Below are 26395 nucleotides of genomic sequence, written 5' to 3'. Positions count from 1 at the left end.
CGGACCATTCCCGGTGGGGGCGTCCGTTTTGAGTTGAAATCTCAACCCCCCGAATATCTGTGTACTATGCATTATTGTACCTGTATTCACAAGCTATTTTTTATCAACTGTGCCATTCGGCATGACTTGACTACAGAGCTTTTTTCTGACATAAAAACGCTCTATGGCGTGGATCGAAACTATCATTCGGGCACGATCCACCGTAGAGTACTATTTGACGGCTTCGTAAAATGGTACCGGAGGCATGACCTCCGGCTCTCTAACCGGATGTTGCGTTGCAAGCATCCTTCGTGCCTGAGGCGCACTCAAATGTACGCCTCATTCCTCAAGGCGTATGCGCCTTGCTTGCACGACTCTTAAAGGGAGACCTTTCATTTTGTCATTTCGAGGAGCAATAGGGTTCGTCGCTTGGCCTTTCGGGGAAGAGTGATAACGAAAGGCTCCATCACCTTATCCGAGAATTTGTGGGCCACGGCTTCATAGGAATAGCCGAAACGTGCTCCGTCCCGAACAATCAGTTGACGCTGGTTTTTTAACTAACGATATGGGAATGACTGAGCTCTCTTCCTCCAGAAGGGTCGATACCGTTACGTCAAGAGCACGAGTGTGAAGGTCGGCTGGGTGGTGATGTGAAACATGGTGATTCCCGCTCGTTACATCCCGGCAACATCAGCGATCACATGTTCGTACTTGAGACCTGTCAGGAAACTTTTGTCAAGAAAAAATGCCTGAAAAACTAACAATTGACGGACTTTAAAAAGTGTGTAAGATAATGAAGATATGGAAAGTTACATTCTTCAGTACCCTCATGGATGCCTGAAGAAGGGTCGGACATATGTACCAGCAAGGTTTCTGAAAAGGAAATTTCGACATGCCATTGGACCATTGGTGTAATACGTGCCCTGAAAAATTTGACAGTATTGATAAAATTTTCAGCCATATTCACAGAGGTAACACCATTTTCATAGGCTCCGCCTGTGCCGAGCCTCAGTATCTTGTCCAGAGCCTGATCAGTTATGTCGACTCGAAGCCCAAGGCTTTTGTCGACGCGGAAGTGATCCACGTAAGAACGCTGGGTGTCGCCCCCTACGCGCAGGAAAAATACAAGCAAAACTTCCGCCACAATTCCTTCTTTATCGGCGAGAGTACACGTACTGCCGTCAATACGGGACTGGCGGACTATACCCCCATTTTTCTCTTCCAGGTCCCCCAACTCATGAGCGAGGGACTTGTCAAGATTGATGTCGCCCTTATACAGACGTCCCCGCCGGATATACACGGCTTCATGAGTCTCGGAATAAGCGTGGACATTGTAATGTCCGCCGTAAGGAACGCGCCCGTTGTAATCGCACAGATTAATTCCCATATGCCTCGAATACACGGTGACACGTTTATTCACATCGATGACATTGATTTCGCCGTAGCCTACGACGAGGAACTGCTCGAGTATGTGCCTCAGGCCGACAGCGAGATCGCTCAGAGAATCGGGAGAAACGTAGCACGTCTCATTGAGGACGGTGATACGATCCAGGTGGGCTACGGAAGCATTCCCAACGCCATCCTCGCCAATCTTTTAGAGAAAAAACATCTGGGCGTTCATACGGAGCTTATCAGTGATGGAATCGTGGAACTTATGAAACGCAATGTTATCGACAATTCGCGCAAAAGCATAGACAGGGGCAAAACCGTTGCGACATTCTGTATGGGCAAGCGTGACACCTATCGGTATCTTCATGATAACCCGTCCATTGAGTTCCGTCCTATCGACTACACCAACAATCCCCTCATCATCTCCCAACACAGCAACATGGCGGCTATCAACAGCGCGCTGGAGATTGATCTTACCGGCCAGGCAACGGCTGAATCCATCGGCAAGACATCCCACAGCGGTGTGGGGGGGCAGGCGGATTTCATGAGGGGAATTCCTCTGTCAAAAAGAGGGAAAACCATCCTGACCCTCAAATCCACGGCAAGGCAAGAAACACTGTCACGGATTGTACCGTTTCTGGGAGAAGGAGCCAGCGCCACCCTCATACGGGGAGATGTCCATTATGTTGTCACTGAGTACGGAATAGCCTACCTCCACGGGAAAAGCATTCGGGAACGGGCAATGGACCTCATCGCCATCGCCCATCCGAAGTTCAGGCCGTGGCTCGTTTCCGAAGCCAAAAAAGCCGGCTTGATTTACAGAGACCAGGCATTCATTCCTGGAGAAAAGGGCATCTATCCCGCAGAACTTGAAACGCGCAGGACGACGAAGTCAGGTCTTGAAGTCCGTTTCAGGCCAATAAAAATCAGTGACGAAGACCTGCTCAAGGACTTTATTTATTCCCTGTCGGAAAACAGCCTCAGCCGGAGATTCATGACTGTCCGGACTAATATACCTCATGAACAGCTCCAGGAATTTGTCGTGATTGATTATTCCAGGGAAGCGGCAATACTTGCCGTTCTCGGAGAACCGGGCAGAGAAGTGATTGTCGGTGTCGGTCGATTTTTTATTGATCCTGATACACACACAGCGGAGGTCGCCTTTACCGTCGGAGATAACTATCAAAACAAGGGCATCGGCACGGAGTTGCTCTCGTATCTGACCTACCTGGCCAAGCGCCAGGGACTTATCGGGTTCACCGCGGAGGTTTTTTCAGACAACCTTCCCATGTTGCATGTTTTTGAAAAAGGAGGGTTCGATATTGACAAAAGAACTATCGCGGGTGTCAGTGAATTGAAAATGACCTTCAGAGACAAGGTCTGACACTCTCGCGCTCACAAAAAAGCCGGTCAGGAAAGAGGATTCGCCCTGTTTCCTGACCGACCGGAAAGTCCCGCCACACTACCCTATCGTTTCAGGTTGTAATTATACCACTGCCGCGAGTTGAAAGCCTCTGTTATGATGTTTACCGCCACATCGAAATCGAGGTTTTTCGTGTTGATTACCAAGTCGTAATGCATCGGATCGGTCATGTCCGTGCTGAAGTACTTGCGTATAAAGCCTCTCCTGGCAGAATCCGCCATGACAATCTGCTTTTTCGCCTCGCTTTCTGAAACCTCGTACTGCTGAGCGAAGGAATCTACTCGCTTTTCAAGCGGCGCGATCACGAGAACACGGAGACATACTTCCTGCGGCAGGATGAAGCTGGCGCCTCGTCCGACAATGATCGCGTAGCCGTGGGCACCGATCGCGCTCACCACTTTTACAAGGTGATCCAGGTATTCGTAGGACCAGAGGTGATGATCATCCAAAGCCTGAAGCCATTCATCAAAAATCGACCGGTCCTGTTCATCGAGGGTTTTGATAACCTGTTCGCTCACCTTCGCGTTCTCTGCGATCTTTGTCACGATTGATGAATCAAAGAAATCTATACTCAGACTTTCTGCCAGTTTTTGCGCGATTATACTCCCCCCGGCACCGGCTAACCGGGACATGGTAATTACCGGACGGATCGGGCTTTTGTACTTCTTCTTCTGTTCAATCTGCCATCTGTTGATCTGCTCTTCCACGATCTTCTCGAACGGTTTTTTGGATAGGGATGACCTTTTCATACTATTTCACTCCTTCTTCCGGCATACGTCAAAGTCTTTGAAAAACTATCCGTTGTGTCATTTCGACCTCTCCCCCGTCACTTTGCTCGGGACATGGATTTCTCGTCGTGATGCCCCTCGAAATGACCAATAAAGGTCTCATACGTCAACACACTGAAATTCCCCTGAACCGGCTGCCGGGAGACAACAACGTGCGCTTTTCGGACCCCGCCTCATGCTCTCGAACAGCCGAAGATCTCTGAACCTGGAACGGACCTGAAGAGGTTCAGCCTGCCCTCCATTTCGGAAATGGTCACATGCTATAGATTTTCCCTCTTACTTGCAAGGTAAATTACGTGATGCCCTGCATCTCTCTCGATGAGGATCCCTCGAAGGCGTGCCCTCTCAGTCGAAGCGCAAGATGATACGACAATCGGCCACGGTCGCCCCGTGACCCTGAGCGTGCAGCAGCAGCGGATTGATATCCATCTCATCAATTTCAGGATGATGCGTCGCCAGGTCGGAGAGACACATCATCAACCGTTCCAGGGTATCGGTATCTGCAACGGGACGGCCACGGAAGCCCTGGAGCAACTTCCAGCCCCGGATCTCCCGGATCATGCGATGCGCCTCGTTCCGGGCAATGGGCGCGAGCCGAAAAACAACATCCCCCAGAACTTCAACAAAAACACCTCCCAGACCGAACATGAGCAGGGGACCCACGGCGTTACGCTTCATGCCTATGATTACCTCTTCTCCGGCAGGAGCCATTTTCTGGACCAGAACGCCCTGAATCAGCGCTTCCGGATCATATCTGCCGGCGTTGGCTATAATCCCGCGGAAGGCATCCCCGGCTTCCTCCCTGCTGTTGAGATTCAGCATAACGCCGCCCGCGTCTGACTTGTGTATGATCTGGTCGGAAACGATCTTCATGACCACGGGGAAACCTATGGTTTCGGCAATGTCCGCCGCTTCCTGTTCATTTCCGGCCAATTGTGTCGGGAGGGTTTGAAAGCCATAGCACTGAAGCAGCTCCAGGCCATCCAGTTCTCCGAGATAGGTTCGGCCCCGGGCGGCGCATCGTTCGATTATTGTGCGCGCCCTCTCCCGATCATGATCAAGGGTGAGCTCCGGTAACTGGGGGCGATTGAGCCAGTGGGCATATCTGTAAAGGGCACTGAATGCCTTTGCGGTGTTTTCAGGAAACTTGTATACGGGATAGCCATGTTCCTGAAGAAACTTGACTCCCGGGGAAACATCGATGATTCCCATGAAACAGCAGAGAATGGGCTTCCCGGTCCGTCGTGCCACACGAACCACTGCTTCCGCCGTTCCCAGAGCGTTGGTCATGGACTGCGGGGTTAGAATGACCAGCGCTCCGTCCACCCCGGGATCGTTGATGACTGTCCGCAGGGCGCTTTCGTAGCGGTCCTGGGTAGCATCTCCGATAACGTCCACGGGATTGTGGATATTCGCGGTCCGGGGCAGGTGCCTGGCCAGCTCCCGTATGGTTTCGTCCTGAAATGCGGCAAGTTCCAACTCCGACGAAACGGTCACATCGGTAGCAATGATTCCCGGCCCGCCGGCATTGGTGACAATGGCCACACGGTTCCCGTTCGGCAGCTTGCGCCGCAACTTGCCCAGGGCACTTTCTTGCTTGTAGGAAAAAACATTCGCGAAATCAAATAATTCGTCCACCGTATCGGCGCGAATTACCCCTGATTGCTTAAAGATCGCCTCGTAAACCGTTTCAGTACCCGCCAGGGCCCCTGTGTGGGAACTCGCGGCCTGTGCCCCCGCCCCTGTACGGCCGGATTTGACGACAAGCACCGGGGTCGGACGACTTCCGGAGGTGATCTCTTTAACAACTTCTATGAACTCCGTACCTCTACGCAGTTCCTCCACGTAGAGCATGATAACCGCCGTATCGGGATCGGTATGAAGGTAGCGTAGAATATCCAGTTCGTCCACATCGGCCTTGTTGCCGATAGAAACGAATTTAGAGAAACCAAACCCACGGTCGGCGGCAAAGTCAAGAACGGCGGTACACAAGGCGCCACTCTGGGATATAAACGATATATTGCCCGTGGCGGGCATGTGAGAGGAAAAGCTGGCATTGAGGCGAACGGCAGGGATGGGATTGATGACTCCGAGGCAGTTCGGTCCGATAAGCCGGATTCCCGCTTCACGACAGATGGACACGATGCGGTCCTCCAACTTTCGTCCCTCATCGCCCACCTCGCGAAAACCGGCGGATACGATGACGATGCCCTTGATGCCGTGCTCCACAGATTCTTCGACCGCCTTCAGCGTACCCTGAGGAGACAGGACGATTATGGCAAGATCGACCATATCGGGGATTTCCCGAATGGCTGGATAGGCTCGAACGCTGAGAATGGACTTGGCCGTGGGATTGACCGGATACAGGGTTCCGGTAAAGCCCCCCTGAAGGATATTGGCGAAGATGTCATGTCCCACCTTCCCCGGTGTGGTCGAAGCGCCGACCACCACCACCGACTGCGGGGCAAAAATGGCATCAAGATTGTTCGGGATCGAATATTCCATCGTAGCGGACTCCTGTTTGTGAATCAGTGACTGCGGTGCAACAGATCACACACCCGTTACCGGTTATGGCCCCCATGCCTCACGCGCCGATAATGAGGCGTACTTCGGGATACGCCGAAGTGACGAAGGAGGGAGCGTAATCAAGCATTCGACTCTCGTCCCGGAAATCATGCCTCCGGTGATTTTTCACGGAGCCGTCGAAATCAGAATTAGTGGGAATATAGCGAGAACCGCCCCGGAGGTCAATGGTAAACACTCTTTATCGTCTCTGCACCTTCGCACCTTCATCCACTATCGATGCTCACCATTGCGTCCCGGTTCTCAAAGATCAACCCGCCGGACAGGGTCTTCCCTCATCAATCGGCACTGTTTCGAAAACGGTCCGGACCTCCGTGCGGTGGATGTCTCAGGACCGTTTTTTGTTTCGATCATATATTTCTTTGACAATTTCGAGTTTCGACATACCGGTGGTATCGATATCCAGCCGCTTCGCCTCATCTTCCAGAAAGGAATAGCTCTCCGAAATGAGCGGATAGGCCGACTCAAAGGATTCAAAATAGGCGAGATCATTGCGGGTTTCTTTGTACGTCTCATGAAATTCGACAATGGCCCGTATCGTGTTCTTGATAAAATAATCGTTGAAAAAACGTCGTCTTGATTGGTCCACCCTTTTCATCTCAGCTCCTGTTTAGTCTCGAGCGCCTCCGATGTCTTTTATTTCCGCAAGGGAACAATACAGCACGAAACGGTCCTAGTGGTCCCGAAAACAATTACACAACAAGCCCTCATCATGCCGGCATGAATGTTCGGAAATATCCAGCCACAAAGGATTGCTCCAGTCAGGGGGAACCGTCCGCACATCGTCCCACAGACCTACTATCATACCGCCCTGACGGATGAGGCGCCGTTCGGCATCGTGAACCCGATCACCCTGCCGGAAAGAAACCAGGAGTGAAAAGAAGTTCAGTTCCCGACCTTTTTCGACGTTCACCGTGTCGGTACTGTCTATCATGTAGCGTACCGACGGCCCCAGGGACGCGCCCACCGTCGAGGGCGGACGGCACACAAGAAAACTGTATGCCGATACGATTCTGTCGAAACAGTACCGGCTGAGATTCCATCCCGGAACATTTCTGTCCCGTTGCCCGGGCGAAAGCACCTGGACAACCGTTCCGTTGGAATCCGCAAGTTCAAGCCCGTCCGAACGATATACCTGCCATCTTTCAGGAGCCTGACAACTGAAGTCAACGACCCCTGCCGAACCGTTTCTTGAGACAGACATGTGGCCCACCACGAAGTAGTCATCTTTCACGGCACGCCTGCCCTTAAAGACGGGTACGCCCATGTCGTCAAAATCCGGGCCGCATCTGACTATCTGCTCATACCAGGAAAATGAGTCGAAAACATCTTCCTCGGTGTCCGGAAAATACCGTATGGCAAGCCGTACGTCCTCCCTGTTTTTTCCCGTCACACCGGGTATCCCTGTGTCGTCATCACCGGCGGGAATCTCGTCCATCTCGGGTATTTCAAGGGAAAAAGCACCCGACATGTCTCTGAACCACAGGTACCACCCCGGAAATCCGTTATCGGATACGACCTGTGAAACATGCTTAAAGCCAAGGTGTTCCCGAACCCCATCGTTCCGGAAGGCGTTGAGCAACACTTCGTTGATCAACGTTTCCACAGACGCGACAGGGTCATATCGTTCTCGTACAGTCATTGGTACCACACCACCTCGTTCAGAAAACGTTTCCGCGCCCTTCACCCGGGGAGGGGCGCGGAAACGGCAAAAGTCTTATTGTTGTATCTTCCTGTACCCGGGCCAGCGATCCATGAAAAAATCCTGTATCAAGAGCAGGTTGATAATCATGATAAGGAATGCCGCGGCGTTTTCCGAGGGGTGGGAGACTCCCGACGAAACCCCGAGGAGTTGAGGACCCCAACTGTAGTATGCCCAGGCAAACAGAAGCCCTACGACAACGGCAACCACCGTTTTGAGTATTCCTCGAACGACCCCGGAAAGCCTCGCGTAGGCCTGGCCGAAGAGCGTATTCTGCAGAATGGCCACGACAAGAACAAAGTTGGCCATGGTAACCGTATGGCTGTATCGCCAGCCGAAATTGGCCTCGTTCTGCCCGCCTATGTAGGCCTCGTACCAGAGGTAGTCGAAAATATACAGCTGTATCCGGAATATGACATAACCCAGCACAAGACTTCCCACCGCAAGAAAGATAAACCGCCACGGCTGTCGCGACACGAGAGTAAAGGGCCGGCCGTCCCAGAGGTGGATCGTGAGAAATACCGCCACCACGGACAGAAACAGGATGCCGAGACTGAATTCAGCGCTCCTTGTGTGCGCTATCCCCTGCCACCAGGGTGGAACGGCGGTGTATATCTGCTGGGGATAAAACATGGAACCAATGTGGGGATGAAAGAAAATCGCGTACAGTATGACGCTTATGACGGCGATCATGCACCACATCGCGATACCCCTCCTTGGTTGTTTTAATTCGGGAAAGAGATCTTTTCCGATACCGAACATAAACCACGTGCTGATGAGGAAAAAAGGAACGGAGAGAGAGAGCATCGCCCAGGAAGCTGTTTCCCTGGCGGATGTCAGATCCTGACCGAATTCTCCATACTGGGTCAGACTGCTCCAGTTGAAATATGTCACACCCAGATTGCCTATCAGCAAAAACACAACCCCCATAACCAATACAAGATATACGACAATTGTCGTCAGGGAAAGCGCCAGTCCTTTCCCTATGGGGTTGGCATTATCCAGGAAACTGCGCCTGAAGGGCCAGAAGTCAAAAAGTTCCACCTGCCAGAGAATTATAAGAAGCGTCCAGACCACCAGTGAAAAACCAAGTAATGGCGTATAAAGCTTGAATATTCCCGCATTGGAGAAAAAGATCCACCAGATGACGAAGATCGCCACAATCTGGAAAACCAGGCAGGCCAAGCCTGACATGCCGACGGACCATCGCGGAGCGAGAACACGCGATTCAATCCAGTTATTGTTATCTTTTACGTTATTCATGACATACCCCCAGTAGCTATCTTCCGGCTCCGGATCTGTCGAAGAGATCCGCCGGGAAGGCGGATACCGGCCGCATCAGGACCGGCCTATCCGCCACCCGCCTGTTCAAGAGCGAACAAGCACCGCCTTGATTCTGTCTAAAACACAATGTCATCACCATTTCCCAAGTAGACATTGGACGTCTTCGCTCGAGCGAGGGTACCCACCTTCTTGTACGACAGGTTCTTGTCGGTCCCCTCGACGATGGCAAGACCTTCACGGGCGGCCTTTTCAGCCCAAATCCACCCGGTACAGTGGTTACAGCCGATCTTTGTCATCTTCATGGCTTTCAGACCCTGAATCAGGTCGTCCATGCGGGGATCCCAGTCTTCAAAGGGCGATATGTGCAACCCGCCGTAACATCCGTAGTTCTTGTCGCCATCCTTGAAGTTTCTCCGCGAATAGTTGAAGAGCGTGAGAATACCCGGATGGCAGCAACCGGTCACTGTCACGTAGCCCTTGTCTTTAATCTTGAAGTACATGACGTTCTCGCCTCTTACCTGGAGCGTCGCGGGACAGTCGAAAAACACAATCGCCACTCCATCCTGCAACTTGTACAGCTTGTTTTCCTCGGTCACAATGAGCTCACCCGTATGAGGCACTGTATTCTTCGGGCAGCCCGGTGTTGAAGAAAAATCGGCTCCCTTGAGAAGCTCGAAGCTTTTCTTCATGGACGTTCCGGGAAAGTAAATTTTGATATCCGGTTGATGTTTCAGGGTGCTTTCGAGACCGAAGTAGTGGTCGATATGGTCGTGCGAAATGATCAAGGTATCGATTTCCTTGTTTTTCAACATTGTATCGATTCCGTCTTTAGCAAAGACATAATCCATCCAGTCCCGGCTCCAGCCGGAGTCCAGAAGATATTTCGTTTTGGTGCCGTCAAGGGCCTCCACTTCCACGAGGGCAGCATAGCCGCCAAGGTTTTCCTCGTCATAAGAAACATCGTACTGGTTTGAGTTAATTCCACCGGCATTCTTGATATCACGGCCAAGTGTGGCGTTATCGAACCAGCTCGTTTCGGAGATGCAATGTACCTTGAGGCTTTTGATTTCCCCGAAGTCCTCCGCTTTACCCCGCCCTTTCTGGGCATGGGCCGTCGACATTCCGACGATTCCGCCGGAAAGGGCGACACCGGCTCCTGTAGCCGCAAAACCTTTCAAAAAATCTCTTCGTTTCATTGTTCTGTACTCCTCTTCTGATTCTCTCTGTGACGAAGGAGGCGGAGACCTTTCTTCTCCCCTCATCCCTCATCGTTACTGTTTATCTTACCCTCCCGCGCTGCCTCTGCAGGCATCACAGGGGTCGCGAGCCCCCGGGGTTCGGGTCGACTACCCCACACACAGGGTTTGTCGTCGTATTCCGCGATCACCTCCCACGGACGGTTCATTCTTTTTCCACCCAAACGGCATGGGAAGCCAGGACTGAAGATTTCAGGAGATGGGTGATGCACCGTCCCGCGTCACTTCCCTGAAGTTCTACATTGCCGGACTCCCATTTGATAACGATCATACCGTCACTGCGTACCGTAGCATGTTGATACAGCTTTATTTCCGCCACCTTTCCATCCATCGTGTCTTCCGCAATCCGCTGGAGGGTCTCTTCCAATTCCCGGCAATCACCCCCGGCAACCCGTAACCTGATGGTCTCCATCCACTGCATAGCTGCTACCCTCTCCTGTGTCGCTACCTTTTACCTAACACAATGTGTGCCAATTAATTGTTGTTATTAATAGCAAGTATTTACGAGGGCCTGAAGCCCTCCTGACCGGGACATACGACGTTTTTTCTTGCGAAAGATCGCAGTTTAATGTATAGCATTGCGAAAAATCGCAGTTCGAGGCAACAGATACTATGGGTGAGCATGAGTTTTTTCGAGAGATGGTAAAGCGCATTTGCGGAAGTCTGAACATTACAACGGTCTTGCGATGGTCCTTCGACTACCTCGTCCAGACCTCCTTCCCCCTGGACAGGCTGTTACTGTTACTGTACGAACAGGATCTCGGTGTAATACACACCATAGCCCTTGCAACGGCTTCTACGAGCAGACGTCTCAGCACGGTGACCCCGCTGACACCGGAAGTCAGGGCGGCCATGGATAATCCCGACATGCCGCATATCAGGATCATCAACAGGTCCAAAGACGATCCCATAAATAACCAACTCACGACATCCCTGGACCTGTCCGATGCGTCAATCATTTTTATGCGCCTGATCATTGAAAAAAAGAGGCTCGGCACCCTCGCCCTTGTGGCAAAGGGTCCGGACCGGTACACACAACAGCATATGCGTTGGCTTGCTCCTTTGAACGAGGCCTTTGCCGTCGCTCTTTCCAACACTCTCGAACACGAGGAGACACTCCGGCTTAAAGAGCTGCTCAGGGAAGAAAATCTGTATCTTCAGAAGGATCTGCTGAACCTGTGTCCCGATGAGATTATCGGCGCCGATTTCGGCCTGAAGAATGTCATGGACATGATCAGCGTTATCGCACCCCTGGAAAGTCCCGTGCTGCTTCTCGGAGAAACGGGGGTGGGAAAGGGTGTCATGGCCGGCGCGATTCATAATTTGTCCCCCCGACGCAAAGGTCCTTTCATCGCTGTAAATAGCGGTGCCATCCCTGATACGCTCATCGACAGCGAACTGTTCGGCTACGAAAGGGGCGCCTTCACCGGCGCCGTCGAGCAAAAGTACGGACGGTTCGAGCGGGCGGACCAGGGAACGATTTTCCTGGACGAGATCGGAGACTTGCCCGCCCATGCGCAGACACGGTTACTGCGTGTTCTCGAAGACAAAACCATTGAGCGTGTCGGAGGCTCGAAATCGATCTCCGTGAACATCCGGGTCATCGCGGCTACCCACCGCAATCTCGAGGAGATGGTGAGGAAGGGCCTATTCAGGGAAGACCTGTGGTTCCGAATAAACATGTTTCCCATCCACATTCCGCCCTTGCGGGAGAGAAAGGTGGATATACCGGCATTCGTAAACAATTTCATAGATATCAAGGTTCAGCAATTGAAATTGTCAAAAAAGCCGGAACTTGCACCGGGTGTTATCGACCGCCTCATGAATTATGAGTGGCCCGGCAATGTGCGGGAACTGGAAAATGTTGTGGAGCGGGAAATGATTTTGAACCGCGAGGCTCCACTGCAATTCCGTTTTCTGGACAGAAGCAGGAGAGATGGTACCACTTCGGAACATTTCCGGAAAGCGCCGGAGGGCATGCAGGGGCTCGAGCAAATGACCGGCGACTACATCCGCCGGGCTCTTCAGATGACAAACGGTGTTATTCATGGACCCGAAGGCGCGGCCGCGTTACTCAAAATCAACCCCAGCACGCTTCGAAGCAGACTGAAAAAATTGGGCATCCCTTACGGGAGACGCGTGCGGAACCTTTCAAAGCCGGAAAATAAGAAAGCGGGGGCGGGACGCAAGGGTTGAGATTGCTCTCCTCCCCTCAACCCCTTCAACCCCCCGGAAGGTCCGGGGTCACGGGAAGGTCCTGAACACCGCGCCTCCTGATTCATCCCGGTTTCAGGACCATGAAAGTTCTTGTTTTCCTCCGAAAAGAGTACTAAAAGCCTCTCCAGAAGCCATACTATCAATCGCTTCGGAGAATCGGATGAAATCATTTCTCGTTCTGGCAGATCAGGATGCCTATCAACAGATTGCGGCCTCCTTCCGTTCCCGTCCGCAAACCAGGATCGACCATGCGTCCGACCAGGCTGCGGCGCTTCATCTTCTCCAGCGCCATCGTCACGATCTTGTGTTCATAGATCTTGACATGTTGCGGAAGTCCAGTCCCGATGGTAATTACAAGGGAGCCATGCAGCTCTACTGGGTGGCCTATCCCGATATTGAAATAATCGTCATGGCTCCCCAGGCAATGATCCGGGAAGCAGTGCTCGTCGTCAAGGAAGGTGCAAGCAACTATTTGACCTACCCCCTGAATACCGACGAGGTGAAATACGTCACCGAAAGCCTCTACGAGTCAATAATCGTCCAGTCGACCCTCGATTACATGCAAAGCCAGTTCTGGGAAGGAGACGCCCTCGAGCTGATCCAGACCAGGAGTCCCGCCGTGATGAAACTTCTCGACAAAGTCCGATCCGTGGCGGTAACGAACAGCACCGTTTTGATCTCCGGTGAAACGGGCACGGGGAAAGGCGTTCTGGCCAAGCTGATTCATCGGCACAGCAACCGGAAAAAGGGGCAGTTCATCAGTGTCCACTGCGGCGCCATTCCCGAAAGTCTTCTTGAAAGTGAACTGTTCGGTCACGAGCGGGGAGCTTTCACGGGGGCCGTCCGGCGACAGATGGGCAAATTCGAGATTGCCCATGGAGGAACTGTTTTTCTTGACGAAATTGGAACGATCAGCCTTGCCGCCCAGATCAGGCTGCTCCAGGTGTTGCAGGACGGCATATTCAGCCGTGTGGGAGGGGAAGAAGCCCTTGAGGCCGATGTCCGGGTCATAGCGGCAACGAACATAGACCTCCGGAAGCTCATCAATGAAGGTCAATTCAGAAGAGACCTTTATTACCGCCTGAACGTCTTCCCTATAGAAATGCCTCCCCTGCGGGATCGGCGGGAGGACATTCCTCTTCTCGTTTCCTTTTTCCTGAAGAAGCTCAACAAGTTCTCCACAAAGGTCATTCATGATGTGCACCCTGACGTACTCGCGGCCTTTCAGGAATACTCCTGGCCGGGAAACATTCGTGAATTGCAGAATCTCATTGAACGTGCTCACATCATCGAAACATCACCGGTTCTCACGCCGGAGAGCTTTCCGGGAGAACTATTCGATACCGACGGCCCGTCGCCGACCTTCACGGTTGACACCTTCACGACGCTTGCCGACACGAGGCGCAGGGCCGTTGAAGCCGTCGAGAAACGCTATCTGCAAGATCTTCTGACGGAAGAAGGCGGAAGCATCAAAGAAACGGCCCGCCGTGCCGGGATCACCACGCGTCAGATCTCGAAGCTGATGAAACGACACGGTTTCAGGAAGGAATATTTCAAACCTCCCGGTACCGGCCCTCGGCCTTCGGGGAAAAACCCTTGAGACGGGCGACCATTTTGAGCGCCGTTCCAGCCGTCGACGCTCTGACAGGAACTCGTGGTTCCGGTCATGACAAAACAGGAACTTTCTGTTCCTATTCATTATCCTCCATAATTTCAATAGCTTAAGCGCAATAAAACCTGCCGTCGCCATTCCCCGGACGGAAAAGCGGAACTTTGCGTTCCTGAATCAACCTGCGACAAGTACATAATCGTAGTAATAATAAGACGTTATTACTGTGGCATATGGATTGCTAATTTACAGGTAACGGAAGCCTGATCTGTGAAAGGATCAGTGCCTGTCCGGCATTACAGATGGAATGGAGAAGTGATGACGATGCAGCAGGAAAGTATGGAAATGGAAGAGGTGGAGCCTCCCCTACGACAGGAGGCGGGAACGGCCCCGGCAAGCCACAGCGGAACAGTCCCCGGAAACACAATGGCTGCAAGGGAGTCCATGGGCTCCCGAACCGCCGCGTTTCGGGGACGTTTCTTTTCGGAGATCACCGACGCCCAGTGGAACGACTGGCGCTGGCAGATACGGAATGCCTTTGAAACAGGCCCTGATCTGGAAAAAATTCTGAACCTCAGCCATGATGAACGGGCGGCTCTTTCCCTCGGAACGGGAGGCTTTCCGTTTCTGATTACCCCCTATTACGCGAGTCTTCTCGATCCCGACGATCCCTCGCACCCCCTTCGGCGAACCGTTGTTCCCGTCACCGCAGAGATGATCCATTCACCGGGTGAACTGCAGGATCCCCTCAGCGAAGACGCCCACACGCCCGTACCGGGCCTTGTTCACCGCTATCCCGACAGGGTCCTCTTCCTGGTCTCCGATTTCTGCTCCACCTACTGTCGCTATTGTACGCGTTCCCGCATGGTGGGGCGTCCCGGAGCGGGACGGGGGGGAACTGTTGAACGGTGGCGGGCGGGCATCGAATACATTGAATCAAACAGGCAGATCCGGGACGTGGTCATTTCCGGGGGAGACCCCCTGACGCTCTCCGATGACCGGCTTGAGTGGCTCCTGACCCGGCTCCGCCGCATTCCCCACGTGGAAATACTGCGCATCGGGTCGAAGGCGCCCGTAGTGCTTCCTCAACGGATCACGGAGCCCCTGACGCGCATGCTGAAGCGATACCATCCTCTGTGGGTAAACCTGCACTTCACTCACCCCGAGGAGTTGACGGAGGAAGTACGCCGGGCCTGTGAAAAACTTGCCGACGCCGGCATTCCCCTCCAGAGCCAGACGGTGTTGCTTTCCGGAATAAACGACCGCTCCTCCACGCTCATGGAGCTTTTTCACGGGCTGCTACGCATGAGGGTCCGGCCCTACTATCTTTTTCAGTGCGACCCCATCGTCGGTTCAGGACATTTCCGGACATCCCTGTCGACGGGACTCTCGATAATGAAGGACCTGCGGGGATATACGACAGGCTTTGCCGTTCCTCTCTACGTTATCGACACCCCCGGGGGCGGGGGGAAGATTCCGGTAATGCCCGAATGTGTCATGGGACATGACGGAGACACGGTTCTGCTGAAGAATTTCGAAGGGAAAATGTACCGTTACCGAGACAATGCCGAGCTCTCCCACGCGCTGATTGATGAAGGAGTTCATTAGCCATGAGAATCGGCATGACCTACGACCGTATCGACGACTACCTCAGCACCGGCTACAGCCGGGAAGCCGTCGCCGAGTTTGACTCGAAGGAAACCATCGACGCGATAGCGGGAGCGCTCCACGAGCTGGGACATGAGCCGATCGCCATCGGTAACGTCCGGGCACTGACGGCCCGCCTTGCAACCGGTGACCGATGGGACCTGGTTTTCAACATTGCCGAAGGACTCAAGGGGTTCGGAAGGGAATCTCAGGTGCCTGCACTGCTGGAGGCCTATGACATTCCCTACACCTTCTCCGATCCTCTGACGCTGGCCCTTTCGCTCCACAAGGGAATGGCGAAGCACGTGCTGCGGGACCTGCATATCCCTACACCGGACTTTGCGGTCGTGAAGGATACGGAAGATATGGAGCATATCTCCCTCCCCTGGCCACTCTTCGTAAAACCCGTTGCTGAAGGCACGAGCAAGGGTATCCGGGAATCCTCGCGGGTAACGAACCGTGCCGATCTTGTCGCCCATTGTGCCAGGATCATCGGCGATTTCAAGCAACCGGCCCTGGTTGAAACCTATCTTCCGGGCCGTGAGTTTACCGTGGGAATCCTGGGAACGGGCAAAAGGGCGGCGTGTCTCGGCGTTCTTGAGGTCCTGCTTCGGGGAAACGCTGAAAAGGGAGTATATTCCTTCGCGAACAAGGAACACTACAAAGAACGGGTGATCTATCGTCTCGTCCGGGATCGGGGTGCCCTGAAAGCGGCGGAAACGGCCCTCGCGGCATGGCGCGGCCTCGGTTGCCGTGACGCCGGACGAGTCGATATCCGGGAAGATGAAGAAGGTATTCCGAATGTCATCGAGTTGAACCCTCTCGCCGGGCTTCACCCGGTAAATTCGGACCTGTCCATTCTCGCTTCCCGAACGGGAATGCCCTACAGGTCCCTCATCAGGGCGATACTTGACGCCGCGCTGACCCGTATGGAAGACACGCCGGCCTCCATGGCACTATGAAGAAACCACTGATCGCCCTGGTTCACAATGTTCCTGCCAGCGAAGGAGCTCCCGGCTACGCGGCATCCCTGGATGTGATTGTTCAGTTGGAGGCCGTGGAGGAGGCCCTCGGTCACTTGGGCTATCCTTTTTCCAGAGTTCCCTTCACCCGGGACCTCCATGCCTTTCTGGCTCGCTTCAGGGAAACCGATGCCGGTGTTATTTTCAACCTGTGCGAGACCGTCGATGAAGATGCCTCCCTGGGGCCCCACCCCGCTGCTGTTTTCGAACTGATGGACATTCCATTCACCGGGTCATCGTCTCAAGCGCTCATGTACAGCACCGACAAGGGGATGGCGAAACTGGTCATGGCCGCGTCGGGCATAAACACACCCGGGTTCCTGGTATACGACGGACATTCGCCCTGGAATCCCCACACCCTGAGATTCCCCGTCATCGTGAAACCCCGCTTCGAAGACGCCGGCATCGGAATCGACCAGGAATCTATCTGTGAAGACCCTGAAGCGCTGGCGAAGTTCCTGCCCCTCTCTCAAGCCCGATTCGGGGAATGTATTGTGGAAGAATATATAAACGGACGGGAATTCAACCTGTCCGTCATCTGCAATCCTTCACCGACACCACTTCCTGTGGCCGAAATCGATTATTCATCCTTCCCGGAAGGCCTGTACCCGATCCTGGGGTACGCCGCCAAGTGGGATGTGGATTCCCCGGAATACGTCAACAGTCCCCGAGTATTCCCCGCCGACCTCGACGATGACCTGGCACACGACCTCGAGGAAACGGCCCTTCTCTGCTTCCGACTTTTTCACCTTCGGGACTATGGACGGGTAGACATGCGGCTGACCTCGAAGGGAGAGATTTCCGTTCTGGAGATCAACGCCAACCCCTGCCTCAGCCCCGACGCGGGCTTCGCCGCGGCCTTCGGGCAGACGGGAGGCACTTATGCGGAGATGATCGGAAGGATACTTGCATCAGCCCTGAACAGGACGTCCAAGCCGTGATTCGACCCCTTACACCTTCCGACAGAAACGCTGTAAGCCTGCTTCTTCAGGCCACGGGCGTGTTCAGCAGGGAAGAACACCGTGTGGCCATGGAACTGGTTGATGAAATTCTTCAAAAAGGAGCCGCGAGCGGGTACCGCGGTTTTGGCTTTTACGGTACGGACAGGACCCTTTTCGGCTATATCTGCTTCGGACCGGTTCCCATGACGGCGCACTCCTTCGATCTCTACTGGATTGCCGTTGATCCCGGCACGGCAAGGCGCGGCATCGGCTCGAAACTGCTGGCATTCATGGAGGCTTCCATCACCGACCAGGGAGGGGGAACGGTCTATATCGAGACATCGTCCACGGCCCCCTACGAAGCCGCGAGGGCCCTGTACCGAAAGCACGGCTACTCTCTGGCGGCCGTTTTAAAAGACTTCTATCGCGACAAAGACAACAAACTCGTCTTTCGCAAGGAGATCATGGCCTGTGAAAAGTAGGGCGACAACCGTCACGACCGGCTCGGATATCCTGGTGGTGGTGCCCCACAGCGGCATCGTGATACCTCCTGAAATTGCCCTCGATGACCTGTCTGTCGAGCTCTCCGACCTCGTGAAAAATGTCGACTGGCATACCCAATGGCTCTACGATTTTCGGGATATCCTCGCGAACCATCATATCGTTTTCCCCTATTGCAGCATCCTCCTCGATGCGAACCGTGACCCGGCCCGCATCGAAGAAAGCGTCCCGCTGCTGGATGCCTTCGGACGCCCTGTTTACCGGCAAGGCTGTGAACCCTCACCATCCATGCGTGCCGCCTGGTCGGAAAAGTACCTGAAGCCCTTTCACCGGAGCATCGAGCAGACAATTTCCGCCGGCGCTGAACTTCTGTTCGACGGTCATTCCACGGTTCCCGCTCGCGGGATCGTCGAAAACCAGGTCGACATCATGAATTTTCAGCATACCGACGACGATGAAAAGCCGCTTCACTACTGCCCCGATGGTATCGTGGAAACCTATGCCGCCGAACTGCGCACGCGCCTTCCCGATGTCCTGGTCACTGTGAACGGTTCGGAATATTACCGTGTTCACGGCCACGTGTGCGCCGCCCATTCAGTCAATGCCGCAAAGCGTGTCGGAGCCCGTGCACCCGCCTTTATCCAGGAAACCTGTGAGGGCCTGTTCAAGAACAGGGACGGCACTCCCGACGTGGCGAAAATCAACCGGCTTCGCCGGATATTTGCCGAATCCCTCGTGCAGACACTCCGGTCAATTCACGAATCGCAGAAGCCGACACTGATCGATCTGCACGGTGGCAGGCAAACCTATGACTACGACTGCGGTGCCCAGGCCTTGCAGACGGTGATGCATTACTACGGAACGGATATCCGGGGAGACGCGCTGATGGAAGCCCTGGAAACATCCGAAAAAGAGGGAACGCCTCCACAGGCTCTTGTCAGCGTCGCCGGGCGTTTCGGCTTCGAAGTGAAATACGGGACGCACTGGTCGCTGAACCAGGTCAAGGATTATGTCAGGATGGGAACCCCGGTGATCGTCCTTCTGCAGGCCTGGGCGGACCGGTACATGACACTCGACGAGTGGCGCCGTGAATGGGACCACGGCCATTACGTCATAGCCATCGGTCTTGACAAGGATGTTCTCCTGTTTGAAGATCCCGCTTCGATCCGGCGCACATGGCTGAGGGAGCGGGAGTTTCTCGCGCGATGGCATGACGCGGATCCGAGAACAGGCGAAAAATACGAACACTTCGGCATGGTCCTCCTGGGAAAACAGCCCTCACAGAGAGTCCTCGAACATATGGATTGATCTCGTCTCGAGTGTGTACCGTCCCACGGCCACAACGGCACAATCGAAACAACATGCCTCAAGGGTGCCTTTTAACGGGTGCTGCCCCGGGGTTCACAGGTTTTGATGTTGCCGACCCTGACGCCGACCAGCCGGACCTTCTTCCCCTCGAGATCGACCCGCTTCAAACAGGAAAAGGCCATGCGTCGTATGTCATCTTCTTTTCTGACACTTTCAGAAACTGAGCAGCTTCTCGTTATCGTCCGGAAGTCACTGTAGCGGATTTTCACTGTCACGGTTCTTGCTCCGTAGCCCTGCCCGACGAGATCGGAAACGACCTCCTTTGTCTGCTCCGCGATGGTCCTGGCGATGGCCTGCCAGTTTCTCACATCTTCCTGAAAGGTTTCCTCGCGACTGAATGATTTTGGTTCCCGGTGCGTTACAACAGGTCTGTCGTCGATGCCTCTCGCCGCGTCATGAAGGTAATGTCCGTAGAAATGGCCGAATCGCCCGACCAGTGTCTCAAGAGAGAATTGTGCCAGCTGCCCGATGGTTTCAACGTTCAGCGCTTTCAGGTTCTCTTCCGTTTTGGGTCCGATCCCGTGTAATTTTCTGATCGGCAGGGGCCATAACCCGCGTTTTATATCGTTGTCGGTAAGAATGGTAAGACCATCGGGCTTCCGCATGTCTGATGCGATTTTTGCCAGGAGCTTGTTCGGGGCGATACCGATGGAACAGGTCAGTCCCGTCGCGTCATAAATTCCAGCCTTGATAGCGGCGGCGATGGCTTCGTTGGAGTCCGGCAGAGCCGAAATATCCAGAAAGGCTTCATCAATACCGACATCCTCCATTATCGGCGTGACACCGACCAGCACCTTTTTGAATCGACGGGAAACGGCGGCATAGGCCTCGCAATCTACAGGAAGAAAAATCGCCGAGGGACAGAGCTTGAATGCGGTTCTCAGCGGCATCCCCGAATGAATACCATATTTCCTGGCTTCATAGTCGGCTGTGGAAACAACACCCCGCCTGGTCGGATCGCCCCGGCCGCCGATGACAACGGGTTTCCCCTTCAGCGCGGGATTTCGCTTCTCTTCCACAGCGGCAAAGAAGGCGTCCATGTCGATGTGCAGGATTCTTCTCATGGTAAGACTCGGAAGAAAGCAGGAGGTTACGTGGTGAGGACGGCAATGATGACGGGAACGATGCCGATGCCCGACAGGATAACCGCAACCAGGCAGATCCTGTCAAACAAGGAACCGGCACTGGCAATCTGCTCATCCCAGTCGGATGTTTCTATATGGCGCTGAAACCGTCGCAGGAATGTCGCCGGTTTCATGCTTCGAATACATACCGCCTCCCCATCGGTCAGTTGTTTTGAATCTGTACACCCCAGCGTCTCCATACCCCGTCCTCACGCAAGGTTATCGGCGGTTTTCGAAAAATGCCCCCGGATTATCTGTGACGGCTTCGTACAATGGTACCGAAGGACATGACCTCCGGCACTATAGCCGGTTGTTTGATTGCGCTCCCTCCTTCGCCGCCGCAGCATATCTCGAAGCCGGGTCTCATTCCTCCGGATGCGCCAGCAGAGCTTTTGACAAGAACACGGTGTTCGATAGTTTCAGCGACTTTCTGCGAGAGCGTCATGTATGGTATTTCCGGATTACAGCGGCCACAACGCCCCCTATCCTGAGTTTCCTGCGGGGATGGATGTCGGGGTAGTTCGGGTTTGCCGCTTCAAGCACGATACTGTTCTCTTTCCGGTGGAAATATTTCATGGTCCATTCGCCGTCCACTTCGGCAATCACAATGTCACCGGTTTTTGGCTCTCTATCCTTTTCAACGATTGCGAGATCCCCTTCCATGATGCCCGCTTCGATCATGGAATCACCATTGACCTGCAACAAGAATGAGGTCTCAGGCCTGGAAACCAGGTATTCGTCCAGGGAAATGACATCGGAAAGCACCTCTTCTTCATGAGAGGGGAGCCCGGCCTGAATACTGCCGACCATGGGAATCGCAAAGGATCGCTTCGTCAGGGTCAACCGCCCCGCCTGATCTTTTTCGAGAAGCCCGGCATCGATCAACTTGTCGACCCAGAAATTGACGACGCTTTTGGACCTGACACCCAACAGGCCGACCATCTCGGAAAATGAGGGCATGCGGCGGTGTTCCCGGTAAAACCGACCAATCTGTCCGGATACGCTCTGGATGGTTCGTTTCTGTTTCATGGATAGCACTATATAGAACTTACGTTCTACAGTCAAGAAGTTTTTTCATGGCTGCAATGAATATCCTTGACCCGGGCAAGTCTTATTTCTATACTTGGCGAAACCGCAATAAAAGTCGTCGTAACCATCGAACGCGATTGCCTTGTAAAAGATTTTGAAGGTACGGCGCGCACATCCTGAGGAATGAGGACTACTGTGCGGTACGCCGCAGCGGCGAAGGAGAGCGCAGTAAAGCATCGGCTTATAACGCCGAGGGAGGGTTCCCGGTGAATATCGTCGTCTGTCTGAAGCAGGTACCGGATACAACGGATGTCAAGATCGATCCGGAGACGCATACCCTCATCCGTGAAGGCATCCCCAGCATCATCAACCCCGTTGACATGTACGCAATTGAAGAGGCCATTCGCCTGAAGGAGAAGTTCGGGGGCAAGGTTACAGCCATGACACTGGGACCTCCGCAATCTCTCAAGGCCCTCAGAGAGGCCGTGGCAATGGGGGTGGATGAGGCTGTTCAGCTTTCCGACCGCGCCTTTGCCGGTTCGGACTCCTGGGCCACCTCCTACACCCTGGCACTGGCAATCAGGAAACTGGGTAAATTCGACCTCGTTCTGTGCGGTAAACAGGCCATCGACGGCGACACGGGACAGGTGGGGCCGGGCATTGCCAGCCAGCTCGACATCGCGCAACTCACCTATGTCTTCAGGATCGTCGGCCTCGACCCGGAAGCCCGTCTGATCACTGTGGAGCGCCTCCTGGAGGAGGGACGGGAGATCGTCGAGGCCGGCCTCCCCGCCCTTCTCACGGTGGTCAAGGACATCAACCAGCCCCGCTCCGCCTCTCTTTTCCAGATTCGTGAAGCCTCGAAGCGGACCATCCCCACTTGGACGGCCGCCGACCTGCCGGGGGCGGACCCGTCCATGCTGGGCCTGAAAGGCAGCCCGACGCAAGTGATACAGGTCTTCAGTCCCCCCATGCGGACGGGTGCCGTGGAATTCATCAAGGCAAACACGGTAAAGGAATCGGCGGCGATATTGGCCGAGAGAATTATCGCGGAAAAGATTCTTTGAGGAAATGGAATGGCTCTGCTGAAAATTGATCAAGACAAGTGCGCCGGCTGTGGAGCCTGTGTCGATGCCTGCCCCTTCGGGGCCCTCAGCATGGTGGATGGCGTAATAGAGGTCAGCGACGCCTGCACGGCCTGCGGCGCGTGCCTCCTTTCCTGCCCCATGCATGCCCTGAGCCTGCTCAAAGAGCAGGAACCGGAGCTTACCATAGACCTGACCGCCTACAGCGGCATATGGGTTTGGGTGGAACAGTTTCGCGGGGAACTGGGCGGCATCTCCATAGAGATGCTGGGCCAGGGACGGATACTGGCCGACCGGCGGGGCGTCCCGTTGACAGCGTGCGTCATGGGACACGAAGTGGGCCATATCGTCGAAAAGGCGATCTCATACGGGGCGGACCGCGTCTTCCATGTGGACGACCCCACTCTCGCCGTTTACAGGACGGCCCCTTACGCCAGGGTCCTGATCGACCTGGTGCAGGAGTACAAGCCGGAGGCGCTTATCCTCGGTGCCAGCTCGCGAGGCCGCGACCTTGCCGGTTCCGTGGCCTCGATTCTCCACACCGGCCTCACCGCGGACTGCACCGGCCTGGAAATCGATCCCGAGACGGGCTTGTTGCTGCAGACCCGGCCGGCCTTCGGCGGCAACATCATGGCCGCCATCGTCTGCCCCTATCACCGACCGCAGATGGCTACCATGCGGCAACATGTCGCTGAAATGCCCGTTGCGGACCCGAACCGTCGGGGACAGGTCGTCGCCGTGAAGGCAGTCCTGAAAGAGGAGGATATAACGACCCGAGTGGTCGACTCTATCCTGGAAAAAGAGGAGGTCAGCCTGGCCGATGCCCGAATCATCGTCTCCGGCGGCGGTGGTGTCGGCGGGCCGGAGGGCTTTAAAACGATCCGCCTGTTGGCCGACGCCCTGGGCGGTGCCGTGGGGGCATCCCGCTCCGCCGTTGACAGGGGGTGGATATCGTACGCCCACCAAGTGGGCCAGACAGGACGGACCGTGCATCCCGACCTGTATGTCGCCTGCGGCATATCCGGCCAAATGCAGCATCTGGCCGGCATGAAGACATCGAGGATCATCGTCGCCGTCAACAAAGACCCCAAAGCTCCCATCTTCACTGTCGCCGATTACGGCATCGTGGGTGATCTGTTCGAGGTTGTCCCGGAACTGGCGGAGCAATTCAGGGAAAAGCTGCGGCGCTAAGGTAAAAGAAAGACCGTTGCCGGATCGGTTTGAGTGACGGTCAGACCAAGTTTCATCAGCAATCTCCTTCTCTATCGTATTTCACAAAGACCTGTTCCCCGCCAGTGACGACCGGATTGTCCCCCGGATGATGTACAAAGCCGCGCCATTCGCATCTTTGCTTTCGAATATGGCATCGTCCTTCACGCCAAGAAAATATTCCGTCGTAATGCTGTATTTCTCGGCAATCACATCTTCGATCTCTCGCACGTCTCTGTGTTTGATCATGTGCATATATGAGTCCGGATCACGAGACTTTTTTTTCACAAAGTCCGATTCGGTGTTGAGAAGCATGATGATAATCCTGCCGTGAGGACGCAGAACACGGGTCGTCCTTTCCAGCGCTGCACGATAGTCACCGACAAACTGAAGTGAGGCGACATAAATCGCGGCATCGAAGGAGCTATCCGGAAACGACATGTCTTCCGCTCGGGCGACAACGGTTCTGACATTGTCCGGCGCGCAGTTCAGGGCCTCCCGCGATACATCAACCCCCGTGACATTAAAGCCCAGTGCGGCCAATCCGCCTTCTATAACCGCCGGACCACAACCGATACTCAGAACATCCCGGCAGCCTTTCAGGTGCAAGGCAAGATACTCGAGTTCATGCTGGAAGACCTTTTGCCAGAACACTTCCCGGCATGCATCAAGATAACGATCGTCAATATTTCCAATATCTTTCATCTCCTGTCCCCCATCGCGCCGCCTGAAAGCACAAGGCGACAATCGCGTCAATGCCCACTGCGATACGGGCAATTCCCACAGGATGCTTCGAAATCCCCGGTGGACCGCCGGCCCGCGAGATTGGACAGAGTGCAGGCGGTAAGATCGCTCTAGATGTGTGTTTCACCGCTCGCAGAGAAAAATTTCAATGCGTTCCTTGCCCCTGCCGATGTTGTTTCTCTTGAGTCTGATCGGGCCAATCTCTCCTGTAGATCTGACATGCGTCCCTCCGCAGGGAACTTTCGAGAAGCCATTGATTTCCCAGTATCTCCGCTCATTCTGAACATCATCGAACCCTGTTCTAATATCCAGGTTCAGGGAAATGATTTCGTTGGCTTTTTCTGAAAGAGGCAAGAGGTGCGGGGTTATATTTTCCGTCAACGCGAAGTCGATGCGAGCCTTGTCTCGTCCTATGTGCGCGCCTATTTTAGGGACTTCCCCCCATTCTTTGTAAACAAGCTCAAGAATCAACTCTGCGGCGAAATGAAGGCGCATCAACCGGTAGCGCCGATCCCAATCAATATCTACCTGTACAGGCTGACCAACAACAAGTCCGTGATCGTGAGGGAGGGTATACTTTATCTGTAGTCCGTCCCTTCCGGCTGCAATGACAGGAATCCCGTCGATTGTTCCTTGATCGCTCTCCTGGCCGCCGGAGAACGCAAAGAAAATTGTCGATTCCAGTTCAACTTCGCGACCTTCGACAGAAGACACATACGATCTGTGTGAAGTGGCATAGGGATCTTCCCAAAATGCTTTGACTGTCATGAATACACCACGTACCGCACGGCTCCCTAATAATGTAACAACATGAAATCATTCAATTATATTAAAGCACATGGATAGAACGTTTTTCCACGTACCCCACAAGGATTTATATGACCCCCTCATGCGATATTGAGGATGCCGACACGGAAAATAAACCGGATTTCTGCCCAAACCGGAAGCTATCGATGAACTTTTGATTGTCTGGAGTATAGGAACACGGTTTATCCGTGTCAAGGCATAACCGGCACCGGACCAGACCCATGGGAGTGTTCGCCGATACAACCAGCATGGAACGAACCCTCTACGCCGTGTTCGCCCATGAAAACATGAAACAACAAACAGGTACACCTTTTCTTGCAGAGGTGACACAAAACGCTTGGCGTTACCCCGGCACCGGTGTCACTGAGGCGGTCTTTTGGAGACGAGAGCCGGTTTGTCATTTCGAGGAGCATCGTGACGAGAAATCTTTCTTTAATATCGATATGTTGCAAGATTTCTCCCTGCGGTCGAAATGACAAAATCGATAAAGGTCTCGGGACATTGTCGTCATTTCCAGACCCCTCATATATCATCATGGACATAGTGGCTTTTTTAAAATACTACGCACTGATTTTGCTGATCTTTTGCCTCTCTTTAGTCATGTTTTCCGTAATGGCCTTTGTGTTCATCGATGGGGAAGAAATCTGTGTCGCAGATTGAAAAATAACATTATAATACCTCATAAATT

General features: G+C 54.0%; 23 protein-coding genes. 11 read left to right on the top strand and 12 right to left on the bottom strand.

Annotated features, from left to right (window positions below):
* The first annotated feature begins 871 nt into the window (after positions 1 to 871).
* Positions 872 to 2752 carry a GNAT family N-acetyltransferase gene (locus tag M0Q23_03145; protein ID MCK9527642.1) on the top strand — a complete coding sequence of 627 codons (1881 nt, stop codon included), beginning with the start codon at positions 872 to 874 and terminating at the stop codon, positions 2750 to 2752.
* Between the two features lie 83 nt (positions 2753 to 2835).
* Here M0Q23_03145 and M0Q23_03140 read toward each other — a convergent pair whose 3' ends face one another.
* From M0Q23_03140 to M0Q23_03110, 7 genes are all read right to left on the bottom strand, one after another.
* Positions 2836 to 3540 carry a cytidylate kinase-like family protein gene (locus M0Q23_03140; protein MCK9527641.1) on the bottom strand — a complete coding sequence of 235 codons (705 nt, stop codon included), beginning with the start codon at positions 3538 to 3540 and terminating at the stop codon, positions 2836 to 2838.
* Between the two features lie 384 nt (positions 3541 to 3924).
* Positions 3925 to 6084 (bottom strand): acetate--CoA ligase family protein, encoded by a 2160-nt coding sequence (locus M0Q23_03135; GenBank protein ID MCK9527640.1) that lies wholly within the window; start codon positions 6082 to 6084, stop codon positions 3925 to 3927.
* Between the two features lie 406 nt (positions 6085 to 6490).
* Positions 6491 to 6760 (bottom strand): hypothetical protein, encoded by a 270-nt coding sequence (locus M0Q23_03130; GenBank protein ID MCK9527639.1) that lies wholly within the window; start codon positions 6758 to 6760, stop codon positions 6491 to 6493.
* 75 nt (positions 6761 to 6835) lie between these two features.
* Complete coding sequence (locus M0Q23_03125) at positions 6836 to 7804, bottom strand: hypothetical protein (GenBank protein ID MCK9527638.1); 969 nt, start codon at positions 7802 to 7804, stop codon at positions 6836 to 6838.
* A gap of 75 nt (positions 7805 to 7879) precedes the next feature.
* Positions 7880 to 9127 (bottom strand): hypothetical protein, encoded by a 1248-nt coding sequence (locus M0Q23_03120; protein MCK9527637.1) that lies wholly within the window; start codon positions 9125 to 9127, stop codon positions 7880 to 7882.
* A gap of 137 nt (positions 9128 to 9264) precedes the next feature.
* A complete protein-coding gene (locus tag M0Q23_03115) occupies positions 9265 to 10344 on the bottom strand; it encodes an MBL fold metallo-hydrolase (GenBank protein ID MCK9527636.1) in 1080 nt (359 codons plus the stop codon).
* 205 nt (positions 10345 to 10549) lie between these two features.
* Entirely contained in the window at positions 10550 to 10825 is a 276-nt protein-coding gene (locus tag M0Q23_03110) for a hypothetical protein (GenBank protein ID MCK9527635.1), read from the bottom strand.
* A gap of 218 nt (positions 10826 to 11043) precedes the next feature.
* Between M0Q23_03110 and M0Q23_03105 the strand changes: the two genes are divergently transcribed.
* The 7 genes from M0Q23_03105 to M0Q23_03075 all read left to right on the top strand — a co-directional run bounded on the left by M0Q23_03105 (position 11044) and on the right by M0Q23_03075 (position 19649).
* Positions 11044 to 12600, top strand: a complete 1557-nt coding sequence (locus M0Q23_03105) for a sigma 54-interacting transcriptional regulator (GenBank protein ID MCK9527634.1) — start codon at positions 11044 to 11046, stop codon at positions 12598 to 12600.
* A gap of 181 nt (positions 12601 to 12781) precedes the next feature.
* The gene (locus tag M0Q23_03100) at positions 12782 to 14221 is read left to right on the top strand and encodes a sigma-54 dependent transcriptional regulator (protein ID MCK9527633.1); all 1440 of its coding nucleotides are present in this window, start codon (positions 12782 to 12784) and stop codon (positions 14219 to 14221) included.
* A 327-nt stretch (positions 14222 to 14548) separates the two neighbouring features.
* The gene (locus M0Q23_03095; GenBank protein MCK9527632.1) at positions 14549 to 15838 is read left to right on the top strand and encodes a KamA family radical SAM protein; all 1290 of its coding nucleotides are present in this window, start codon (positions 14549 to 14551) and stop codon (positions 15836 to 15838) included.
* A 2-nt stretch (positions 15839 to 15840) separates the two neighbouring features.
* Positions 15841 to 16839, top strand: coding sequence for an ATP-grasp domain-containing protein (locus tag M0Q23_03090; GenBank protein ID MCK9527631.1), 999 nt, complete (start codon positions 15841 to 15843; stop codon positions 16837 to 16839).
* Positions 16836 to 17840, top strand: coding sequence for a hypothetical protein (locus tag M0Q23_03085; GenBank protein ID MCK9527630.1), 1005 nt, complete (start codon positions 16836 to 16838; stop codon positions 17838 to 17840). The genes M0Q23_03090 and M0Q23_03085 overlap by 4 nt, the downstream gene beginning before the upstream one ends.
* Positions 17837 to 18322, top strand: a complete 486-nt coding sequence (locus tag M0Q23_03080) for a GNAT family N-acetyltransferase (GenBank protein ID MCK9527629.1) — start codon at positions 17837 to 17839, stop codon at positions 18320 to 18322. The genes M0Q23_03085 and M0Q23_03080 overlap by 4 nt, the downstream gene beginning before the upstream one ends.
* Positions 18312 to 19649 (top strand): N-formylglutamate amidohydrolase, encoded by a 1338-nt coding sequence (locus M0Q23_03075; GenBank protein ID MCK9527628.1) that lies wholly within the window; start codon positions 18312 to 18314, stop codon positions 19647 to 19649. The genes M0Q23_03080 and M0Q23_03075 overlap by 11 nt, the downstream gene beginning before the upstream one ends.
* A 71-nt stretch (positions 19650 to 19720) precedes the next feature.
* Here the strand turns inward: M0Q23_03075 and dinB are convergent, their stop codons facing one another.
* The 3 genes from dinB to lexA all read right to left on the bottom strand — a co-directional run bounded on the left by dinB (position 19721) and on the right by lexA (position 21862).
* Positions 19721 to 20773, bottom strand: a complete 1053-nt coding sequence (gene dinB / locus M0Q23_03070; protein ID MCK9527627.1) for a DNA polymerase IV — start codon at positions 20771 to 20773, stop codon at positions 19721 to 19723.
* A gap of 26 nt (positions 20774 to 20799) precedes the next feature.
* Positions 20800 to 20967: a hypothetical protein gene (locus tag M0Q23_03065; GenBank protein MCK9527626.1), complete on the bottom strand. Its 168-nt coding sequence runs from the start codon at positions 20965 to 20967 to the stop codon at positions 20800 to 20802.
* A gap of 307 nt (positions 20968 to 21274) precedes the next feature.
* Positions 21275 to 21862 carry a transcriptional repressor LexA gene (gene lexA / locus M0Q23_03060; protein ID MCK9527625.1) on the bottom strand — a complete coding sequence of 196 codons (588 nt, stop codon included), beginning with the start codon at positions 21860 to 21862 and terminating at the stop codon, positions 21275 to 21277.
* A 266-nt stretch (positions 21863 to 22128) separates the two neighbouring features.
* Between lexA and M0Q23_03055 the strand changes: the two genes are divergently transcribed.
* Both M0Q23_03055 and M0Q23_03050 read left to right on the top strand, forming a co-directional pair.
* The gene (locus M0Q23_03055) at positions 22129 to 22929 is read left to right on the top strand and encodes an electron transfer flavoprotein subunit beta/FixA family protein (GenBank protein ID MCK9527624.1); all 801 of its coding nucleotides are present in this window, start codon (positions 22129 to 22131) and stop codon (positions 22927 to 22929) included.
* A gap of 9 nt (positions 22930 to 22938) precedes the next feature.
* The gene (locus tag M0Q23_03050; GenBank protein ID MCK9527623.1) at positions 22939 to 24138 is read left to right on the top strand and encodes an electron transfer flavoprotein subunit alpha; all 1200 of its coding nucleotides are present in this window, start codon (positions 22939 to 22941) and stop codon (positions 24136 to 24138) included.
* Positions 24139 to 24219: 81 nt separating this feature from the next.
* Here M0Q23_03050 and M0Q23_03045 read toward each other — a convergent pair whose 3' ends face one another.
* Together M0Q23_03045 and M0Q23_03040 are read right to left on the bottom strand one after the other, a co-directional pair.
* Positions 24220 to 24861 carry a class I SAM-dependent methyltransferase gene (locus tag M0Q23_03045; GenBank protein ID MCK9527622.1) on the bottom strand — a complete coding sequence of 214 codons (642 nt, stop codon included), beginning with the start codon at positions 24859 to 24861 and terminating at the stop codon, positions 24220 to 24222.
* Positions 24862 to 25023: 162 nt separating this feature from the next.
* Complete coding sequence (locus M0Q23_03040) at positions 25024 to 25668, bottom strand: alanyl-tRNA editing protein (GenBank protein ID MCK9527621.1); 645 nt, start codon at positions 25666 to 25668, stop codon at positions 25024 to 25026.
* 260 nt (positions 25669 to 25928) lie between these two features.
* Between M0Q23_03040 and M0Q23_03035 the strand changes: the two genes are divergently transcribed.
* On the top strand, positions 25929 to 26183 hold the full coding sequence (locus M0Q23_03035) for a hypothetical protein (protein MCK9527620.1): 255 nt from the start codon (positions 25929 to 25931) through the stop codon (positions 26181 to 26183).
* Positions 26184 to 26395: the final 212 nt, after the last annotated feature.

The sequence above is a fragment of the Syntrophales bacterium genome (genome assembly GCA_023228425.1).
In the GTDB taxonomy this organism is placed as follows: domain Bacteria; phylum Desulfobacterota; class Syntrophia; order Syntrophales; family UBA2210; genus MLS-D.
The sequence above is the reverse complement of the archived record's forward strand: the minus strand, read 5'-3'. Positions and strand labels throughout refer to the sequence as shown.

Excerpts from the sequence above, each read along its gene's own strand:
- M0Q23_03090 (MCK9527631.1), top strand. The coding sequence starts at position 15,841 with ATGAGAATCGGCATGACCTACGACCGTATCGACGACTACCTCAGCACC.
- M0Q23_03130 (MCK9527639.1), bottom strand. The coding sequence starts at position 6,760 with ATGAAAAGGGTGGACCAATCAAGACGACGTTTTTTCAACGATTATTTT.
- M0Q23_03115 (MCK9527636.1), bottom strand. The coding sequence starts at position 10,344 with ATGAAACGAAGAGATTTTTTGAAAGGTTTTGCGGCTACAGGAGCCGGT.
- M0Q23_03065 (MCK9527626.1), bottom strand. The coding sequence starts at position 20,967 with ATGAAACCGGCGACATTCCTGCGACGGTTTCAGCGCCATATAGAAACA.
- M0Q23_03140 (MCK9527641.1), bottom strand. The coding sequence starts at position 3,540 with ATGAAAAGGTCATCCCTATCCAAAAAACCGTTCGAGAAGATCGTGGAA.
- M0Q23_03145 (MCK9527642.1), top strand. The coding sequence starts at position 872 with ATGCCATTGGACCATTGGTGTAATACGTGCCCTGAAAAATTTGACAGT.
- M0Q23_03135 (MCK9527640.1), bottom strand. The coding sequence starts at position 6,084 with ATGGAATATTCGATCCCGAACAATCTTGATGCCATTTTTGCCCCGCAG.
- M0Q23_03085 (MCK9527630.1), top strand. The coding sequence starts at position 16,836 with ATGAAGAAACCACTGATCGCCCTGGTTCACAATGTTCCTGCCAGCGAA.
- M0Q23_03040 (MCK9527621.1), bottom strand. The coding sequence starts at position 25,668 with ATGACAGTCAAAGCATTTTGGGAAGATCCCTATGCCACTTCACACAGA.
- M0Q23_03100 (MCK9527633.1), top strand. The coding sequence starts at position 12,782 with ATGAAATCATTTCTCGTTCTGGCAGATCAGGATGCCTATCAACAGATT.
- M0Q23_03105 (MCK9527634.1), top strand. The coding sequence starts at position 11,044 with ATGGTAAAGCGCATTTGCGGAAGTCTGAACATTACAACGGTCTTGCGA.
- lexA (MCK9527625.1), bottom strand. The coding sequence starts at position 21,862 with ATGAAACAGAAACGAACCATCCAGAGCGTATCCGGACAGATTGGTCGG.
- M0Q23_03110 (MCK9527635.1), bottom strand. The coding sequence starts at position 10,825 with ATGCAGTGGATGGAGACCATCAGGTTACGGGTTGCCGGGGGTGATTGC.
- M0Q23_03125 (MCK9527638.1), bottom strand. The coding sequence starts at position 7,804 with ATGACTGTACGAGAACGATATGACCCTGTCGCGTCTGTGGAAACGTTG.
- M0Q23_03035 (MCK9527620.1), top strand. The coding sequence starts at position 25,929 with ATGGGAGTGTTCGCCGATACAACCAGCATGGAACGAACCCTCTACGCC.
- M0Q23_03050 (MCK9527623.1), top strand. The coding sequence starts at position 22,939 with ATGGCTCTGCTGAAAATTGATCAAGACAAGTGCGCCGGCTGTGGAGCC.
- M0Q23_03120 (MCK9527637.1), bottom strand. The coding sequence starts at position 9,127 with ATGAATAACGTAAAAGATAACAATAACTGGATTGAATCGCGTGTTCTC.
- M0Q23_03045 (MCK9527622.1), bottom strand. The coding sequence starts at position 24,861 with ATGAAAGATATTGGAAATATTGACGATCGTTATCTTGATGCATGCCGG.
- dinB (MCK9527627.1), bottom strand. The coding sequence starts at position 20,773 with ATGAGAAGAATCCTGCACATCGACATGGACGCCTTCTTTGCCGCTGTG.
- M0Q23_03095 (MCK9527632.1), top strand. The coding sequence starts at position 14,549 with ATGACGATGCAGCAGGAAAGTATGGAAATGGAAGAGGTGGAGCCTCCC.